This window comes from Carnobacterium sp. (assembly GCF_040274425.1).
Genome location: NZ_JBEMBC010000002.1, coordinates 1 through 17,847, shown reverse-complemented (window position 1 = coordinate 17,847; position 17,847 = coordinate 1). Strand labels below are relative to the sequence as shown.

At 33.8% G+C, this 17,847-nt stretch carries 16 protein-coding genes; all 16 read left to right on the top strand.

Features of this window, described 5'->3' with window-relative positions; all coding sequences use genetic code 11:
* Positions 1 to 23: 23 nt before the first annotated feature.
* Positions 24 to 899, top strand: a complete 876-nt coding sequence (locus ABS911_RS00610; protein WP_350465785.1) for a phosphotriesterase family protein — start codon at positions 24 to 26, stop codon at positions 897 to 899.
* Between the two features lie 26 nt (positions 900 to 925).
* The gene (locus tag ABS911_RS00605) at positions 926 to 2,056 is read left to right on the top strand and encodes an aminotransferase class V-fold PLP-dependent enzyme (RefSeq protein WP_350465784.1); all 1,131 of its coding nucleotides are present in this window, start codon (positions 926 to 928) and stop codon (positions 2,054 to 2,056) included.
* A 4-nt stretch (positions 2,057 to 2,060) separates the two neighbouring features.
* Complete coding sequence (gene yhfZ, locus ABS911_RS00600; protein ID WP_350465783.1) at positions 2,061 to 2,984, top strand: GntR family transcriptional regulator YhfZ; 924 nt, start codon at positions 2,061 to 2,063, stop codon at positions 2,982 to 2,984.
* A 17-nt stretch (positions 2,985 to 3,001) separates the two neighbouring features.
* Positions 3,002 to 3,349 (top strand): hypothetical protein, encoded by a 348-nt coding sequence (locus tag ABS911_RS00595; protein WP_350465782.1) that lies wholly within the window; start codon positions 3,002 to 3,004, stop codon positions 3,347 to 3,349.
* A gap of 22 nt (positions 3,350 to 3,371) precedes the next feature.
* Positions 3,372 to 4,529, top strand: coding sequence for a YhfX family PLP-dependent enzyme (locus ABS911_RS00590; protein WP_350465781.1), 1,158 nt, complete (start codon positions 3,372 to 3,374; stop codon positions 4,527 to 4,529).
* A 4-nt stretch (positions 4,530 to 4,533) separates the two neighbouring features.
* A complete protein-coding gene (locus ABS911_RS00585) occupies positions 4,534 to 5,745 on the top strand; it encodes a phosphopentomutase (RefSeq protein ID WP_350465780.1) in 1,212 nt (403 codons plus the stop codon).
* Between the two features lie 132 nt (positions 5,746 to 5,877).
* Complete coding sequence (locus ABS911_RS00580) at positions 5,878 to 6,654, top strand: MurR/RpiR family transcriptional regulator (RefSeq protein WP_350465779.1); 777 nt, start codon at positions 5,878 to 5,880, stop codon at positions 6,652 to 6,654.
* A 144-nt stretch (positions 6,655 to 6,798) separates the two neighbouring features.
* On the top strand, positions 6,799 to 8,355 hold the full coding sequence (gene malX / locus ABS911_RS00575) for a maltose/glucose-specific PTS transporter subunit IIBC (protein ID WP_350465778.1): 1,557 nt from the start codon (positions 6,799 to 6,801) through the stop codon (positions 8,353 to 8,355).
* 14 nt (positions 8,356 to 8,369) lie between these two features.
* A complete protein-coding gene (locus tag ABS911_RS00570; RefSeq protein WP_502880485.1) occupies positions 8,370 to 9,569 on the top strand; it encodes a MalY/PatB family protein in 1,200 nt (399 codons plus the stop codon).
* A gap of 649 nt (positions 9,570 to 10,218) precedes the next feature.
* On the top strand, positions 10,219 to 11,217 hold the full coding sequence (locus tag ABS911_RS00565) for a superinfection immunity protein (protein ID WP_350465777.1): 999 nt from the start codon (positions 10,219 to 10,221) through the stop codon (positions 11,215 to 11,217).
* Between the two features lie 16 nt (positions 11,218 to 11,233).
* The gene (locus ABS911_RS00560) at positions 11,234 to 12,580 is read left to right on the top strand and encodes a hypothetical protein (RefSeq protein WP_350465776.1); all 1,347 of its coding nucleotides are present in this window, start codon (positions 11,234 to 11,236) and stop codon (positions 12,578 to 12,580) included.
* A gap of 59 nt (positions 12,581 to 12,639) precedes the next feature.
* A complete protein-coding gene (locus ABS911_RS00555; RefSeq protein ID WP_350465775.1) occupies positions 12,640 to 12,813 on the top strand; it encodes a hypothetical protein in 174 nt (57 codons plus the stop codon).
* 68 nt (positions 12,814 to 12,881) lie between these two features.
* Positions 12,882 to 14,021: a cell division site-positioning protein MapZ family protein gene (locus tag ABS911_RS00550; protein ID WP_350465774.1), complete on the top strand. Its 1,140-nt coding sequence runs from the start codon at positions 12,882 to 12,884 to the stop codon at positions 14,019 to 14,021.
* A gap of 165 nt (positions 14,022 to 14,186) precedes the next feature.
* The gene (locus ABS911_RS00545; protein WP_350465773.1) at positions 14,187 to 15,524 is read left to right on the top strand and encodes an FAD-dependent oxidoreductase; all 1,338 of its coding nucleotides are present in this window, start codon (positions 14,187 to 14,189) and stop codon (positions 15,522 to 15,524) included.
* On the top strand, positions 15,514 to 16,983 hold the full coding sequence (locus ABS911_RS00540) for an AcpB/EbpR/MafR family transcriptional regulator (protein WP_350465772.1): 1,470 nt from the start codon (positions 15,514 to 15,516) through the stop codon (positions 16,981 to 16,983). The genes ABS911_RS00545 and ABS911_RS00540 overlap by 11 nt, the downstream gene beginning before the upstream one ends.
* A gap of 536 nt (positions 16,984 to 17,519) precedes the next feature.
* Positions 17,520 to 17,847 (top strand): terminase gpP N-terminus-related DNA-binding protein (locus ABS911_RS00535; protein ID WP_502880484.1); only part of this gene is annotated, 328 nt, incomplete at its 3' end.

Sequence of the window (17,847 nt, the reverse complement as noted above, 5' to 3'; positions counted from 1 at the left end):
AATTGAAAAAGAGGAGAGATAGCATGCCTTTAAAAGAAGGAATAACATATGCTCATGAACATACGACAATTGACTTGTCTTCTTTAAAAAAATCGGAAGATACGAATTTGAATTGTTTTGACGAAACAGTTGCGGAGTATAAAGAGCTGTACAAAAAAGGCGTTCGAAATATCATTGATGTGACTGTAATGGGAATGAATCGTAATCCAGATTATGTGAAAAAAGTTGGTGAATTATCTGGCATGAACATCATTCAGTCAACTGGATGGTATCAAGATAAATTTCTTCCGCCTTTTGTAGATGAACACACAGTAGAAGAAATGGCAGAAGTCATGATTCAAGATATTACTAGCGGAATAGATGGAACAGATAGCAAATCTGAGCTGATAGGTGAAATTGCAACAAGTAAAAATCAAATGACTGAACGAGAACATAAAGTTTTTAAAGCATCTGTTATTGCTCACCGTCAGACAGGAGTGCCTATTACGACGCACACAACTCTAGGAACTTATGGAAAAGAACAAGTTCAATTTTTTAAAGAGAACAAAGTTGATTTAAACAAAGTTGTGATCGGTCATGTTGATTTAACCGGTGATTCTAACTATGCATTGTCTTTACTGAAAGAAGGCGTGTATGTTGAGTTTGACACTGTGGGTAAAGAGAACTATATGCCAGATAAGAAACGACTGGAAATGCTATTAGCAATAGAAGCAGCTGGATTTACGGATAAAATTTTTTTATCCATGGATATAACTAGAAAATCCAATCTGAAATATAAAAATGGCATTGGTTACTCTTATTTATTGGATACTTTTGTGCCAATGATTTTAAAAGGCGGCATTTCAGAAGCCTTTATTGAGGAAATGTTGATCAAAAATCCGCAAAAATTTTATTTATAAAGCACTAACAAAAAAGGTGGGAAAAAATGAAGACGTATCCTCTTACTAGTTTAAATATAGAAGAAGCTACAAAAAAACAATTTTCTTTAATTGATGAGATCACTAAAGTCTTTAGAGGAAGTGATATTTTGACCCGTGGCGATTTAGGAGTGATTCCTGGCTTAAATCAGCCTAGAACAACGAACAAAGTTGAAAAAGTTCTAGGGAATTACTTTAATGCTGAAGCAGCGATGCTTGTCCGCGGAGCAGGAACCATGGCAATCCGTATGGCTTTACATGCCACAATGAATATTGGAGATACGTTGTTAGTACATGATGCTCCCGTTTATCCGACTACAAAAGTATCTATTGATACTATGGGATTAAAAACAATTGCAACGGATTTTAATGATTTAGAAAAATTACAAGACACATTAAAAAATCAAGCTATTGATGGGGTGTTGATCCAAATTACGCGCCAAAAACCAGATGATTCTTATGATGCAAAAGAAGTGATACAGTGTATCCAAAATTACTTGCCAAATACACCAATTGTAACAGATGATAATTATGCGGTGTTAAAAACGCCGGAAATAGGCTCACAAATGGGAGCAACTTTAGCGTGTTTCTCAACTTTTAAATTGTTAGGTCCTGAAGGAATTGGGTGTATCGTTGGAAAGAAAAAAGCTATTGAAAAATTGAAAGCAGAAAATTATTCTGGTGGATTGCAAGTACAAGGTCATGAAGCAATCGACGTTTTGAGGGGAATGATTTATGCGCCAGTAGCGCTAGCACTCTCAGCTATAGTACTTGAAGAAGTAAAAAATAGCTTGAATGCTGGAGAAGTAAAGGGCGTAAAACAAGCCTACATTGCTAATGCTCAATCAAAAGTCATTTTAGTTGAGTTAGATGAACCCATAGCAAGTGCTGTCCTGAAAGAAGCTGAAAAGCTGGGGGCAGCACCAAATCCGGTTGGCGCAGAATCACAATACGAGTTTGTACCAATGTTTTATCGTTTATCTGGAACTTTTAGAGCAGCCAATCCAGATGCAGAAAGAACTATGATTCGAATCAACCCAATGCGAGCAGGTAGTGAAAACATCATAAGGATTTTACATGAATCAATTATAGCTGTGTCTAAAAAAGCAGGTAATAGTTTGAAATTGAAAGGATCATAGCATTATGAAAGAAACATTTTATCAAAAAAAAGGATTAGCTATTGAGAAAGTAGCATCAGAATTATTTTTGTTATCAAAAGATGACAGAATGCCTATTATCAGTGAACTGCAAGAAAAATATGAATTGTCTAGAGGAACCGTACAAAATGCACTTTCATTTTTAAAGGAAATAGGAGCAATTGAAACTGAAAGTAAAGGGCATTTAGGAACGTATATAAAAAAAATTGATTATCACATTCTTCAATCGTATGTTGTTAAAGATCAATTAACAGCTACCATGCCTTTACCTTACTCAAAACTTTATGAAGGATTTGCTACAGGTCTTTATTTAGCGTTTAAAGAAAGCGATATTAAGCTAAATATGGTATATATTCGTGGTTCAGAAGATCGGATAGAGGCTGTTAAAAAAGGATTATATGATATGGCGGTAGTCTCTAGATTTGCTGCTGAACATGAGATAAGGGCAAATGGAACTATTGATATAGCTTTAAAATTTGGACCAAAATCGTACCTTTCAGAACATGTTTTATTATTGGCTTCAAAGGAACAAGAGTCCATTATCGATGGTATGAGAGTTGGTATTGACAGAGATTCACTAGATCACCTTATGTTGACAAATGAACATATAGAAGGGGAAAATGTAGAGTTGGTAGAGGTTCCAGCTAATCAATTGATTTATGCCTTACGTGAAAACCAAATTGATGCCGGTATTTGGAACTATGATGAGATTATAGATAAAAACTATGAAGATTTAAATGTTCAATTTATTCCATTGAAAGAACAACATAAGGCTATGAACGAAGCTGTCATTATTTGTCAAAAAGATAATTTAGTCATTGAATCTATTTGTAGAAAGAACATAGAAGTAGAAAAAATGTTGGAAACTCAAGATAAAATAAAAAATGGGTTAATGACACCTCGTTATTAAAAGGAGAGAACTTTAATATGATTCAAGAAAAACTAACCATTTTAAGAGAGAATAATGTAATCAATGATTCAGTATATGATTATGCGCAAGAAGTTTTGAAATTTATGAAAGCTCAAAATATCATTAGTAATGAAGATGAAGCAGATACTTTTATTACTCATTTAGCGATGGCAACTGCACGACAATATACAGAAGAAACAATTAATTCGGTAGATCAAATGATAAATGAACAAATAAAAGCTGATCAAAAATATGACGAAGCTTTAAACTACTGGAATAAAATTGCAGAATTAGCCCCAGTTTCTTTTAGAGAAAATGAGGCAGAATATTTTCATTTGCATTTGGTAACATTATTGAATCATTAATAGAAGTTTAGGGGGAAAAAGCATGTTTATGGATGTTGTCAAAAAAAGAAATCCTAAACTTATCCAAGAAGCCATAACGCTGCATCAATCGGAGAAAATTCTTCCAGATACGTATGTGCTTGATCTAGATATTATCCGTGAAAATGCCAAGAAATTAATAGAGACAGCGAAGCAAAATGATATTGAACTATTTTTTATGCTTAAACAAATTGGAAGAAATCCGGCTATTGCAAAAATGTTGGTTGAATTAGGAATAAAGAATGCTGTGGTAGTGGATTTTCGAGAAGCAAAGATTATGATGGAAAATAATATTCCTTTGGGAAATGTAGGCCACCTCGTGCAAATTCCACAGATGTTACTAAAAGATATTATGAGATATGGCTCAAAATATTTAACCGTTTATTCACTAGAAAAATTACAAGCTATTAATGAACTGGCAAAAGAAATAGGTACTAAGCAAAAGATTTTATTAAGAGTAGTAAGCGATGAAGACGAACTTTATCCTGGACAGTACGGAGGCTTTACACTTAAAGAGTTGCCTTCGTTAATCAGCTTGTTCAAGGAATTAAAATATATTGAAATCTCAGGATTAACTTCATTTCCATGTTTTTTATACGATGCTGAAAAAGAAACGTTAGAACCGACACACAATATAGAAACCGTAAACGCTGCTAAAAAATTACTTGAAAATGAAGGAATCGATATTCAAGAATTGAACATGCCTTCAGCTACTTCAGTGTACACACTTCCATTCATCAAAAAAATAGGAGGTACCCAAGGAGAACCAGGACACGCATTAACAGGCACAACGCCCATGCACTCCGAAAAAGAATTAGCTGAAAAGCCGGCGATGGTTTATGTAAGTGAAGTTTCCCATAATTTTAAAGAGAAAGGGTACCTTTTTGGCGGTGGTTTCTACAGAAGAGGGCACCTGGAAAATGTTTTAATTGATAAACATGGACAACAAACAGAAGCTCATATAAATGCTCTTTCAGATGAGAATATTGATTATTATTTAGAAATTGATGAAGCAGAGCCCGTTGGTGCTACAGCTATTATGGCCTTTCGTACACAAATTTTTGTGACAAGAAGTGAAGTTGCTTTAGTGAGTGGAATTCAAGAAGGCAAACCAACAATAGAAGGTATCTATGACAGTCAAGGCAACTATTTGAGAGGGTGAAAAAATGGGTAAATTTATCGTCATCGTACTAGATAGCTTTGGAGTCGGGTATATGAAAGATGTAGCTAAAGTTCGTCCAGAAGATGTGGGAAGTAACACAGCCTATCATATTATTGAAAGAAAGCCAGACATTCAAATGAAAAATTTAGTTAGATTAGGTTTGATGAATGCCATTGATAAAGAAACGGAAAAACTGAAAAAATCACAAAAAGCTAATTGGGGAACTTCTAATTTAGCTCATCAAGGTGCGGATTCTTTTCTAGGGCATCAGGAAATTATGGGCACAACTCCTCCAATTCCTTTTAATATGCCTTTTAATGAAGTAATTGATGAAGTAGAACAACAATTGGTAAAAAAAGGCTATTCTGTTCGGCGCGAAGGAAAAAATTCTGAGCCTGAAATATTAGTCATCAACGAATGTGCAACTGTTGGAGACAATTTAGAGACAGATTTAGGGCAAGTATATAATATATCAGCTTGCCTTGATATTATGCCTTTTGAAGAAGTCAAACGGGTAGGCAGAGCTATCCGTGAAGTGGTAAAAGTATCACGTGTAATAGCATTTGGTGGAGAACATATTGTGTTGAATGATTTATTGAAAGCCAGAAAAGTGAAACTAAATAAATTTGCTGGTGTGGATGCTCCGGAGTCCGGCGTATACGATCAAGGGTATCAAGTTATTCATTTGGGATACGGGATAAACCCAGAGGTACAAATCCCAACGATTTTGAATCATCAAAACATTCCAGTGGCATTGATCGGTAAAGCAGCGGATATCATTCAGACTTCAAGTACTCACCTCTATCCTGGTGTCGATACACAGCAATTGTTCAATTACTTATTGCAAGAGATAAGCGAGATGGACAATGGTTTTATCTGTTTGAACGTGCAAGAAACTGATTTGGCAGGACATGGAGAAGACGTTGAGCGTTATGCCAATCGATTGGAAGTAAGTGATACAAATATTGGTGAAGTAATGAAGCAGTTAGATGAAGAGGACATTTTAATTGTTATGGCTGACCATGGAAATGATCCAACTATTGGTCATAGTCAACATACTAGAGAACGAGTTCCACTGTTGGTTTACTGTAAAGGTCTAGAAGGAAGAGAAATAGGGGAAAGAGAAACGATGTCAGATGTTGCCGCTACAGCAGCAGAGTATTTTGGCGTTAAGAAGCCACAACATGGCGAATCATTTCTAGAGAAACTAAGATAATTTGATGAAAAACCATACAACTCAAATTGTAATGAGAGTGTATGGTTTTTATAAGTTAGTTGTTAGATAAAGAGAGCTATTTTAGAAGTGAATGAATATTTTAAAACACTATAGAATAAGGAAGTGAGTACAGTGGCAGAAGTAAATATATTTTTCAAAAAATTAATTGCGAAACGAAAAGATTTAAGCAAATTAGAATCACAAGTATTGGAGTATATATTAAAGTACCCGAATAAAGTAGCAGAGTTGACTATAGATGAATTTGCTAATGAAATCTATATTTCCACTGCAACAGTTAGCCGAACGTGCAAGAAATTAGGATTTAAAGGGTACCAACAATTAAAGTATGCTTTAGATCAATACAACTTAACAAAAGAAGACTTTCACCAAGGGGATAAAAAGAATGCTGACATAGCAGAACATATCACTCGATTTCAAAAAGAGACAGAAAAAACATTAGCTGAAGTGAACCCCTCACAAATAACGAGAGCAGTCGAGTTGTTAACCAATAGTAACTTAGTTGAATTTTTTGGAGTAGGGGTATCCTTTCCATTTTGCAGTGATGCCGCGAGAAAATTGACATTTGCAGGAAAGATTTCTTCCGCCAGAAATGACTGGGATGAATTAAGAGCAGTCGCAAATAATATGAAGTCAAATGATTTAGCTATTTTATTGTCTCATAGTGGAGAAACTCTTCATCTGATGGAATATGCGAACATTTTAAAACAGAAACAAGTACCATTTATATTGTTGGCAGGTACACAAAATAGTTATTTAGAAACACTTGCGGATTTTACAATCACTGCGTATTCTGAAAGTTTCTATTATAAGGATATCGATATGAGTTCCAGATTTTCCATCAGTTTACTAATGGATTTAATTATATTTGAATATATTAAACAAAAATAATACAAAGGATAGTCGATGACGCGTTGAAGTTGATGTATCTCCTTACATTAAATGTAACTCTTTTCAAATTAATGAAAACGCTTGCCGCTAGAATTATAAAACGTTAACTTAGAGTTATAAATAAATAGTAAAGGAGATAAGAAGATGGGAAAAGGTAAGGGGAGTTTTTGGGAATTTTTTCAAGGATTAGGAAAGACATTTATGTTGCCAGTAGCATTGCTTGCATTCATGGGTCTGATTTTAGGAATTGGGAGTTCATTCACCAGTGCCACAACAATAGAGATCATGCCATTTTTAGGAAATGATTACTTACAACTATTTTTTAGATTTCTTTCGACGATTGGTGGTTTTGCTTTTACTTATCTGCCGGTGTTGTTTGCAATGGCGATTCCTTTAGGATTAGCCAGATATGACAAAGGAGTAGCGGCATTTTCAGGGTTAGTCGGTTACATCATTATGAATTTATCCATTAATTTTTATTTGACAGAAGCTAATCTTTTGGCTGACCCTGAAGCTTTGAGAGAAGCTGGACAAGGTATGGTAATGGGAATTCAAACCCTTGAAATGGGTGTACTTGGAGGGATTATTGTTGGGATCATAGTCTCTTCATTGCACAAACGTTTTTCTGAGATTCAGCTTCCTGACGCTTTTGCATTTTTTGGAGGAGCTAGATTCGTTCCAATCATTACTTCAATCGTTTTAGGAGTAGTCGGTTTGTTATTGCCATTAATTTGGCCTATATTCGGTGCAGCGATTATGGGTATCGGAAACATAATTCAAAGAGCTGGAGTTTTTGGTCCATTCCTCTTTGGTGCTGGAGAAAGGCTTTTACTTCCAACGGGATTGCATCACATACTTGTTTCAATGATTCGATTTACCGAAGCTGGAGGAACACAAATTGTTGACGGCAATACTGTGTCAGGAGCATTAAATATTTTTTATGCTCAGTTGCAAAATGGAGTGGACATTAGTCCAAGTGCTACAGCCTTTTTATCACAAGGTAAAATGCCAACCTTCATGTTTGGTTTGCCAGCTGTTGCTTTAGCTATGTATAAGACTGCTAGGCCTGAAAATAGATCAAAGATTAAAGGATTATTGATTTCAGGAGTTCTAGCAACTTTTGTCACAGGTATTACTGAGCCAATTGAGTTTTTATTTTTATTTGTATCACCGTTACTTTATTTATTCCACGTAATCATGACTGGTTTAGGATTTATGGTGATGGCTTTATTGACTGTGAAAATTGGAAATACAGATGGCGGTATTTTAGATTTCTTGATTTTTGGAGTTTTACAAGGATCTGATACTAAATGGTATCTAGTCCTATTAGTTGGAGCTGCTTGGTTTGCTATTTATTACTTTGTATTCAAATTTGCAATTGTAAAATTCAATTTAAAAACACCTGGAAGAGAAGTCAACACTACTGAGTATACTCAAGAAGAGTTAAGTCATAAAAAGAAAGGCAAATATGACGCTACAGCTATTTTATCAGCGTTAGGTGGTATAGCCAATATTGCTTCTTTAGATAACTGTGTGACCAGATTAAGGTTAGTTGTTAATAATATGGATGAAATAAATGAAGACGTTTTAAGAGAAAATGGTGCTTTAGGTGTCATGAAATTGGATGATCAAAATCTTCAAGTAGTTATTGGGACACAAGTAGCCTCATTAAAAAATCAACTTGAAAGATTAATTAATTAAAGGGACTGATTTATTTGGGAAAAGAACTATTCGATGAAGTAATAGATAGAAGAGGCACATATTGTACCCAATGGGATTATATAGAAGATCGTTTTGGAGTAAATAATTTATTGCCTTTTACCATTTCTGATATGGATTTTAAAATTCCAAATAAAATCAGTGAGGCATTGAAAAAAAGGAACACTCATCCAATATACGGATATACCAGATGGAATCACAATGATTTTAAAGAACCTATAGTAAACTGGTACAACAAACGGTTTCAAATAAAAATAGAAGCAAAATGGATTGTCTACTCTCCTTCGGTCATGTATACCATCTCGAAATTGATTGAATTGAAATCAACTGTTGGTGATCAAGTTGTAATCCAAACACCTGCATATGACGCTTTTTTTAAAACCATAAAAAGCAACAAACGGGAAATAGTCGAGAATAAGTTACATTACGAAGATGGTAAGTACGTTATTGATTTTGAAGATTTAGAAAAAAAATTAGCTCATCAAAAAGCAAAAATATTATTGCTGTGTAGCCCTCATAACCCTACTGGAAGAGTTTGGACAAAAAGTGAATTAGTAAAGATGATAGCATTGTGTAGTCAATACGATGTATTTTTAATATCAGATGAAATTCATATGGATATCGTTCGTGAGAGACATCATCACGCACCAATTGTAGGGATAGCTGAAAAGTTAACAAATATTGCTATTTGTACTTCAACCAGTAAAACCTTTAATACTTCTGGACTGATTGGATCATATGCACTAATCCCGGATATAGACTTGCAAAATGATTTTTTAGACATACTAAAAAATAGAGACGGATTATCTTCAGCCAGTATAATGGGAATAGAAAGTGTTATGGCTGGATATAATGACTGCCAAGAGTGGGTTGATGAATTGAATGTGTACATTTCTGAAAATATGAATTTTACGTTCGATTATTTGAAACAAAATATTCCGGAAATCAGATTTACTATTCCAGAATCGACATTTTTAGCTTGGCTAGATATAAGTGAACTTCCTTTCAATATGGAGGAGATTCAGCAAGCATTAGTTAACATAGGTGCAGTTGCCATTATGGATGGGTCGATTTATGGAGGTCAAGACTTTTTGAGAATGAATTTAGGGTGCTCAAGAGAAAAAGTAACAGATGGATTAGAGCGATTGAAAAAAGTAATTGAGTATTTAAGAATGGAATCAGAAAATACTGAATAAGATGTTAAATTATCAATGTTATGTTAGTAAACAAAAAGTAAAAGTATTCTAGAGTTGTTAATAATTTAACTCTCTAGGGTACTTTTTTAATATTGAAAACTGTAATTTATTGAGATTTATTCTTAAGTTTCTTTAATTTAATATATTTCTATATTAAGGATACACAAGTCTGATGTTTTATAAATAAATATTAGGGCATGGTTTCTATTCATATGGAATACTTTAACTCAGAAATAATGAATAAATAAAAATAACTAATGTTTTAATATTAAGCGATATTTGGTATACTTAATACATTAAATAAACTTAGAAAGGGAATAAAGTGAAAAAAATATTATCTTAGTACTGTTCTTTTAGCATTTATTTTACCAGTTGGGAAAGAGTTAAATTAAACAAAAAGGATAAATTGAATTCCAGTTTAACAGAATGGTACACATAAGTACGAATGTTAAGTTATAAAGGTTATTAATAAGCACAAAGTATAATAGGAGACATATAATACTTGATGCAAATTGCCTTCTGTAAAGATTAGATGGCAATTTTTTTGTATGCTCGTATAAGTGAAATTGTATGAAATATACATAAAATGGTCTCAATAAAAAATTAGTTGAATAATTCTAAAGAACTTAGATTAAGGAGAGAAATTAAAATGAATTTTTGTAATAATTGTGGCGAGAAAATAACTACAGAGGGTACTATCTATTGTCCCATTTGTGGTAATAAAGTTGATTTAGATACAGGTGTGATTAATTCAAACCATATAGATAAAGGAGAGTCATTTAAAGATGGAAGAGAATATATAAAATTACAGTATGAAAAAATCAGTTTTGAGAAAAGTAAGCTAAAAATCATTAAAACCTTCATTCAAGAAAATTTAGTTTTAATTTTTTGTTTAAACTTTATAGCATATTTACTTTTAACGATTGCTCCTGCAGCAATAGGATGGATTTATATTATCTGTTTAATGCTATGGGGATACCTGTTTCCTCTTCTAACAGAGAGTAATCAAATGAAATTTAATCAAACGATTGAAAACAATCTTTTAAATTCAGATATAATTATAAAAGATTATTTTGAAAAACAAAAAAGAGCCAAAATTGAAAGAGAAGAAGAAATGACAAAAGATAGACAAAGAGAATATGAGATTCAATTAGAAAAAGAGTTGGAGATGCGAGCTGAAGAAGAAGCTAAACAGCAAGAACTAGTAACCGACGAGAACGTTAAATATGAAAGTTCTAGTGCAGCTAGTACATCTGTAGACATCACTTTTGGTGGTGAAAGTATAACTAAAAAGAAAAGTCATATTAATACTATTATACTATTCCTTGGTATGCTTCCCATTTTAGTAGTAGTTTCAATCATATTAAGCTCAGATTATTTTTTTATAGACGTTACTGGGTCATTATTATTGCCAACACTGATCATCAGTTTCCTGAGTTCAATGATTTATTATATACCAACTTTTATTTCAAGAGGACCTGGAAAAACAATCATTTTCATTATCAATTTGTTATTTGGATGGAGTATTATTGGTTGGATCATTTGTTTAGTATGGGCTATGAATGATAATTCTAAGTGGGATATAATGCAAGTTATGCAACAGAATAACAAAATAAATATCCAATCAAGTACGAAGCCTGTTGAGTAGAAAGGAATAAATATGAATGAAAAAGTGTGTTAATTGTGGGAAGTCAATTAAAGATGATGTAAGTTTTTGTATTTTTTGTGGTGAAAAACAAGATGTAACTAAAATAGAAAAAAAAGATAAAAAAAGTCAGAAAATGGGGCTTAAAGCTGGTGTAGTTATCTTAATTTTAGTTTTGGTAGGAGTAGTAGGATTCAACTACTATCAAGAAGCAACAGCTAAGAATACTGTTGCTCATTTATTTGATTCAAGTAATACTTTAAATGAAAGTATTACTGAAGATGATATAGCAATAGCTACTAAAAAAGTTAATCATGTGAATGACTCGAAATTAAAAAAGAAATTGTCTATTGATGTAGCAGCAGCTACTAGTATGATAGCAGTTGTTGAAGGTTCAAAAGAAGTATTAAATGATGAAAATATATTAAATGAAAAATCAACAATTAAAGAGTTAGACTCAATCAAAGAAAGTCTCGAAAAAGTAAAGACTTATTCACCAACATTTTATAAGGAATATACAGAAATCTATTCAACAGCTCAAGAACAGTATAATTTACATACTAATTTAGAGAAAGAAATTGAATCTGTATATAATGATGGAACTATTAAAGGAGACACCACGAGAGATGAGTATGAAGGCTTAGTAAGTATGAATGAGTCAGTGAAGAATGTTACTTTAAAAGAAATATTTACTGCCAAATTGAATGAAATAGAAGAAGTTATGGAAAAAATAGAAGAAGAGAAAGCGTCAAAAAATACTGCTAATTTAACTGAAGATGAGATGACTAACAGAATTTTGGCTTATTATTTTAGCAAATCTGACATTACAGATGATTCGTCTAAGGTCAAATTTAGTGTAGATTATAGCTCTACTCCTAATACTGGAACAATCATGTATTATAATCCAGGGTCAATGATGGGTATGGGGAAAGGTAACTATACAGTAAGTGAAAATGGTGATTTTCAATTAACCAATTTTGCGTTCGAAGAAATCGAGCATCAATACGATGGGAATATTTTAGATGAAGTTTCTCAAGAAATGATTGATGCTATACCTAAATATGCCACATCCAGTTTTATGGGAACGTGGACTACAGATAACTTACTAATTACCATAACAGAAGAAAGCGTAGTTGTAGCAGTTCAAGAATCTGGTAATGGTATGTTTGGAGAAATAATAGATCAAACATTTGATAAAAACTCAAATACCTTAGCTGTATCTCTCTTTTCATCAGCTAATCCGTTAGATGGTATTCCTCAAGATAAGTATTTAGATTTAGAGTTCAAACTAAAAGAAATTGGTGGGAAAATGTATATTGAATACGAAGGTGAAGATTATATAAGTAATGATGGGTATGGATTATAGTATTTAGGCTTTTTTAAATCAATTATTTCGATAAAGCCATTAATTAAGGAGTGACGGAAATGAATAAAGCTTGTTCAGCTTGTGGGCATAAAAGTAAAAAAAGTGGGAATTATTGTGAGAAATGCGGAAATAAATTAGAAAATAGACCTACTTACCATCCTTATATAATTGGTGGTGGAAGTGCCCTGATAATATTAGCTATTTTCCATATGATATTGATAAATATAATTTGAACTTCGAATTAGTAGACTTATCTAGCAATCAATAGAAACAATTAAATCAATGTTTAAGGAGAATAATAATGAAAAAGAAAGTAATTCAAAGTTTTTTAGTTGTGTTTTCAATAGGTTTACTTTTGGAAGGGGTATTCTTTTTATCAAGAGAGGACAAAGCTGTTTCAGAGGAATCCACTGGTAATTCTGAGAGGCAAATAAAAGTTTCTTCAAGTGAAATAGAATCTATTGAAGAAGAATCCAGCGAAGAGTCAAGTGAAAATACCGACATTCCAGATAATTATATATTTGATAGAACCTTGTTTAACAAAGACGATGTAACGATGGTTGTTGATTCGTTTCAAAAAAAAGGAACTTCATTAGAAAGCTATGCCTTCTCAATGGCGTTGGCTTCTAATGTTTTTCCAGATATTGATAATGGACAGACAACTTCTGATAGCTATACAATTACAGCTGATAATATTAAAGTTGTAACAGATACAGGAGTTACATTAACTGGAAAAGATTTATATGTGGAAGCTGGCGATAGTTATCATACGATTATTGAAAGTCGTGAATGGGATGATATAGCTGCATCTGATGTACAAACTATTTCTTATACGTTTGAAACAAAGGAAGTTAATGAAATTCAAATTTCATTAGTTGATGATGAAGGTAATGAGATGATCGTTTCAGATTGGATTGAAGTATTTAACACGACTGCTGATATTTTTACTAGTCCAGAAATTTTTTCAGCTTTCTTGATTTCTGAAGGTGCAAATCAAATAGAACAGTACTTATTTCAGCAAGTAGTTGAACCAAGCTCTAATGAAGATGAATTTAAATATTTTATTAACTTTAATGAATTTACAGAAAGCGGAATGGCTCCTCCTGGGGAATCGTACGGATTATCAAAAGATGGGAAAGTATATACTTTTAGCACATACGAGGATGAAGGCAGGGATTGGAGATATAATGAGGAATGGACAAATAAAATAGCGAATTTCGATCAAAAACCTTGGGTATGGGGCGAAGGTGTAAAAGAGCAAGTTATCAATTCATTAACTGAAAATGGATACATTGAAGATGGTAATTATTATTTTGTTCCAAATAAATTAGTTGATGAAAATTCGTATGCTTATGACGTAGTAATCATAGACGAAGAATATGGATACAATCCTATTCACATTGTAAATGTTAATAATAAAACGGGAGATTATCACGGGTAATTTCATAAACCATAAAAATAGTATTGAGACCATTCAAATAGTGGAATCTATACTATTTTTTTAAAAAATAAACTTAAGGCCTTCTAATAGGTAACTACTCACCTTTCAAAAGTTTTTCTTTCTTGTGTTATACTAATTGAAAACGCATTGATGAGGAGTAAGGATATGAAAGTAGTTATTATAGGAGCTTCTTTTGCTGGGGTAGCTGCAGCGTTAGAAGTACGAAAAAAACAGTCTGATACAGAAATTATTTTGCTGGAAAAGCAGCCTACTTTAGGTTACATTCCGAATGGGCTGCACTTGTACTGGGAAAATAAAATTGCTGACTTAGATTCAGCATACTTCATTACGAAAGTGCAATTGGAAAAGCAAAATATCCATTGTTACTTAGAAACAGCTGTTGAAAAAATTGAATCGATCCATAAAACAATTAGCTATCTCCAACATGGAAAAGAAGAGACAATCACTTATGACAAGTTGATCATTGCAACGGGCTCAAGTCAGTTGTCTCAAAAAATCAGCGGCAGCGATGGAGAGAACGTCTTGAAGTATAAACGGCGCCATGAAGCAGAAGATGCTTTAGCTAAAGTTGAAGCTAGCCAAAGTGTAGCCATTATTGGAGCTGGTCAAGTCGGAGTGGAAGCAGCCGATTTGTTAAGCAAGCAGAAAAAGCAAGTTACATTGATTGAAAATATGGACTATGTGTTATTCAAATATTTTGATAAAGAAATGATCCGACCCTTGCAGCAGAAAATGATTGCACAAGGAATTGATTTGCGCTTGAACCAAACGGTTTCTGCGATTGAAGCTGAAGCAAATCAACAAGCAACTATTCGATTTGGAAATGAAACAGTTAAGAGTAATGCCGTTATCTTAGGTGTGAATGTGAGACCGGACTTGCACTTTTTAGATGAACACATCAGTCTTCATATGGACCAAACCATTGCAGTTGATCGCTACATGCGCACATCAGTAAAAGATGTTTTTGCCGTGGGAGATTGTATCCAACTAGCTTATGGAGAAGAAGATGAAACAGTGTATATTCCACTTGTAAATAATGCTGTCCGTACAGGAATTGTTGCTGCTACTAATCTTACCCAACCAAAAATGGCTTTCAAAGGCTCTTTACGTACGATTGGGACGTACATATTCGGGTATTATATTGCTAGCACAGGTATGACTGAAGCTGAAAGTGTATTTACTGATCAAAAGGTGAAAACTTATCGTCAGGAAGTGCGTTTAACTAGTCTATCAAATAGCGATACTGTAACAATTAAATGGGTTTACGATGCAACAACTCATACTTTGCTTGGTGCGCAGATGATTTCGACTTCGGATATTTTAGAAAAAATCAATACATTAGCGTTAGCCATTCAAACGAAACAAACCTTGGAAGATTTGCAACAAAAAGATTATTTCTTCCATCCATCGTTTTCCAAAATGATTTCGGCTACCAACTTTGTTTCTTGGCCAGAAGTGAGGGACGACGGAAATGAAAATTGAACACTTCCTTGAGAAAAATGAAATCAGAGAAGTCACGATTTTTAAACAACTCGTGCTGAACGGTGGGAGACTCTCTTATACGGATATGTTAGACTATCTATCCGTTGCTAGGGCTTCACTGGATAAAGATTTGGAATCGATTACTTTTAGGATTCAATCTCTTGCAGATCAAGTACAAGTTAATTACGATGGGCAATACATTTCCTTAACTATGAACGATGAGTTTTCTTTGCCGCAAATTCATCAGCTGTATTTGAATCAATCAATCAAAGTGAACTTGATCCGGTTTTTATTTAAGCATCAGGAGTTCTCGATTACTCAACTGACACAAAAATTGATGATCAGCGATTCATCATTATTTCGTAAAATCAAAGAGTTGAACAACTATTTGAAAGAGTTTGGTGTCAAAATCCGTAATGGGCAGTTACATGGCGAAGAGTTGCACATTCGGTATTTCTATTTTCAATTTTATAGCTATATCGAAGACAAAGAATCCCTCATGACTTCACATAGTGACAAGCAGATCACTCAAATGGTACAAGCTATGGAAAGTTCCTTGCAAGTTACGATTGAACCAGAAAATAAACAACGTCTTAATGTTTGGATGCTCATTAGTAAAAATCGTGTCACTAGTAAAGAAAAGAAATATGCACATTTGCGCGAACTTATGCAGCCTTACTTAGAGGATACTCTGTACCAAAAAATTCGGATCATGGTTTTGCGCTACTTTAGTCGTTATTCTATTGAAGTTGATGAAGAGGAAGCTATGTTGCACTTTGCGTTTTTACTAGCTTTTCCGATACTGAGTGAACATGATTTTCATGAGTATACACTAGAGCGTGACCGTCGTGCACCTATTGCGACGATGGATGCGTACATTGTGGAAACCATTATTATCCAATATAAGTTCCGCAGATTGCCTTACATGTTGGAGCGTGACATGCAATACCATCTTTCTCATATTCACACAAAACTGTACTTCTTCCAAGGAGACATGGAAATTTATGATTATGAGGGAATGTTGGCCAAAGAAAAACAATTTACCGGTAGAGACTTGGTTTCATTTGCAGAGACATTGATTGCCATCAGTACAAATAAATTTGGCATCAAAGAAGTCGAAGACAACAGTTTACTGAAGATAGGATTGCTAAAATACATCAGTTTACTGGCGATTGTTACGTTGAAGATGACGACCATTTTGCAAGTTGGAATTGATCTAAAAATGGAAGCTATCTATACTGAAACACTGAATCAGTTGCTTATACTGAATATGCGACATATCAACGGTATACATGTAGAAGCCTACCAACCGAATAAATCATACAATCTCATTCTCACCAATGAGCAGCCAGCTGATAAGGACCAATACGGTGAAGCCAGAGTGTATGTTCTCTCTGAGATTATGTCCTCTTTCGACATGAAGAATATTCAAACAATTGTGAAACAGTTAACCGCCTGACGGAATCTCTCCAACAACCATAAAGTAAAAAAATTTGTGTTCATAAGGTAGTTAAGAAGCGTTTACCTACTATGTGCGTGTTTTATAAAAGAGATACGGTCATCAAACTAGGTTTGCGTACCGTATCCCTCAAAAACTAGGTAAGTTTATGGTAGATAAATCCGTTTTGAGCACTCTAACGTCAACTTTTAATAAGAGTTACCGTACACAACGCAAACCAAATAAAAAATCAACCATCTAAAAGAGTCGTTTTAGATGGTTGATTTTTTAATTACACGTAATGCAGTGCACGCCCTACATTTGCTGCCTTATATTCTTTTTGTAGGACGGATCGAATCCTTCTCAATGGACAAACTCCGCCGCACCAATCATAGATATTTGATACCGTAACTTTCCTCTTGTGACTGCTAAACTAAATAGTGCAGATATTGCTAAATAAGAATGTGCACTTTTCCCCAATTACTTCCTTTGATTTGATAAACTAGAAAAGTTAATCTATTGAATTGAAGGAGCAGGAAAAGGTGAATTTTGAAAAATTGAATACTATAGCGAAAGTACATCATTACAAAAAGAAAGGCTATCCAAACACAAAAATTAGCCGGTTGTTGGGTCTTCATAGAAACACAGTATCGGCATATTTAAAGAAAAAACCAGAAGACAGCATCTCTTGGCTTGAAGCTCAAGAAACTCGTTCTAAAAAGCTTGATCCCTATAAAGAAACGATTGTAGGCTGGCTGAGTGATGAACCTGACTTATCCGCTGCACAAGTAGAGGATTGGTTAAAAGAACAGTTTAATTTTCATGAGGCCGCATCGAGTACGATTCGATCATATGTTAAAGAAGTGCGCGAAACCTACGGTATCC

Excerpts from the sequence above, each read along its gene's own strand:
- ABS911_RS00590 (WP_350465781.1), top strand. The coding sequence starts at position 3,372 with ATGTTTATGGATGTTGTCAAAAAAAGAAATCCTAAACTTATCCAAGAA.
- ABS911_RS00595 (WP_350465782.1), top strand. The coding sequence starts at position 3,002 with ATGATTCAAGAAAAACTAACCATTTTAAGAGAGAATAATGTAATCAAT.
- ABS911_RS00550 (WP_350465774.1), top strand. The coding sequence starts at position 12,882 with ATGAAAAAGAAAGTAATTCAAAGTTTTTTAGTTGTGTTTTCAATAGGT.
- malX (WP_350465778.1), top strand. The coding sequence starts at position 6,799 with ATGGGAAAAGGTAAGGGGAGTTTTTGGGAATTTTTTCAAGGATTAGGA.
- ABS911_RS00585 (WP_350465780.1), top strand. The coding sequence starts at position 4,534 with ATGGGTAAATTTATCGTCATCGTACTAGATAGCTTTGGAGTCGGGTAT.
- ABS911_RS00565 (WP_350465777.1), top strand. The coding sequence starts at position 10,219 with ATGAATTTTTGTAATAATTGTGGCGAGAAAATAACTACAGAGGGTACT.
- ABS911_RS00545 (WP_350465773.1), top strand. The coding sequence starts at position 14,187 with ATGAAAGTAGTTATTATAGGAGCTTCTTTTGCTGGGGTAGCTGCAGCG.
- ABS911_RS00555 (WP_350465775.1), top strand. The coding sequence starts at position 12,640 with ATGAATAAAGCTTGTTCAGCTTGTGGGCATAAAAGTAAAAAAAGTGGG.
- ABS911_RS00610 (WP_350465785.1), top strand. The coding sequence starts at position 24 with ATGCCTTTAAAAGAAGGAATAACATATGCTCATGAACATACGACAATT.
- ABS911_RS00560 (WP_350465776.1), top strand. The coding sequence starts at position 11,234 with ATGAAAAAGTGTGTTAATTGTGGGAAGTCAATTAAAGATGATGTAAGT.
- ABS911_RS00605 (WP_350465784.1), top strand. The coding sequence starts at position 926 with ATGAAGACGTATCCTCTTACTAGTTTAAATATAGAAGAAGCTACAAAA.
- yhfZ (WP_350465783.1), top strand. The coding sequence starts at position 2,061 with ATGAAAGAAACATTTTATCAAAAAAAAGGATTAGCTATTGAGAAAGTA.
- ABS911_RS00540 (WP_350465772.1), top strand. The coding sequence starts at position 15,514 with ATGAAAATTGAACACTTCCTTGAGAAAAATGAAATCAGAGAAGTCACG.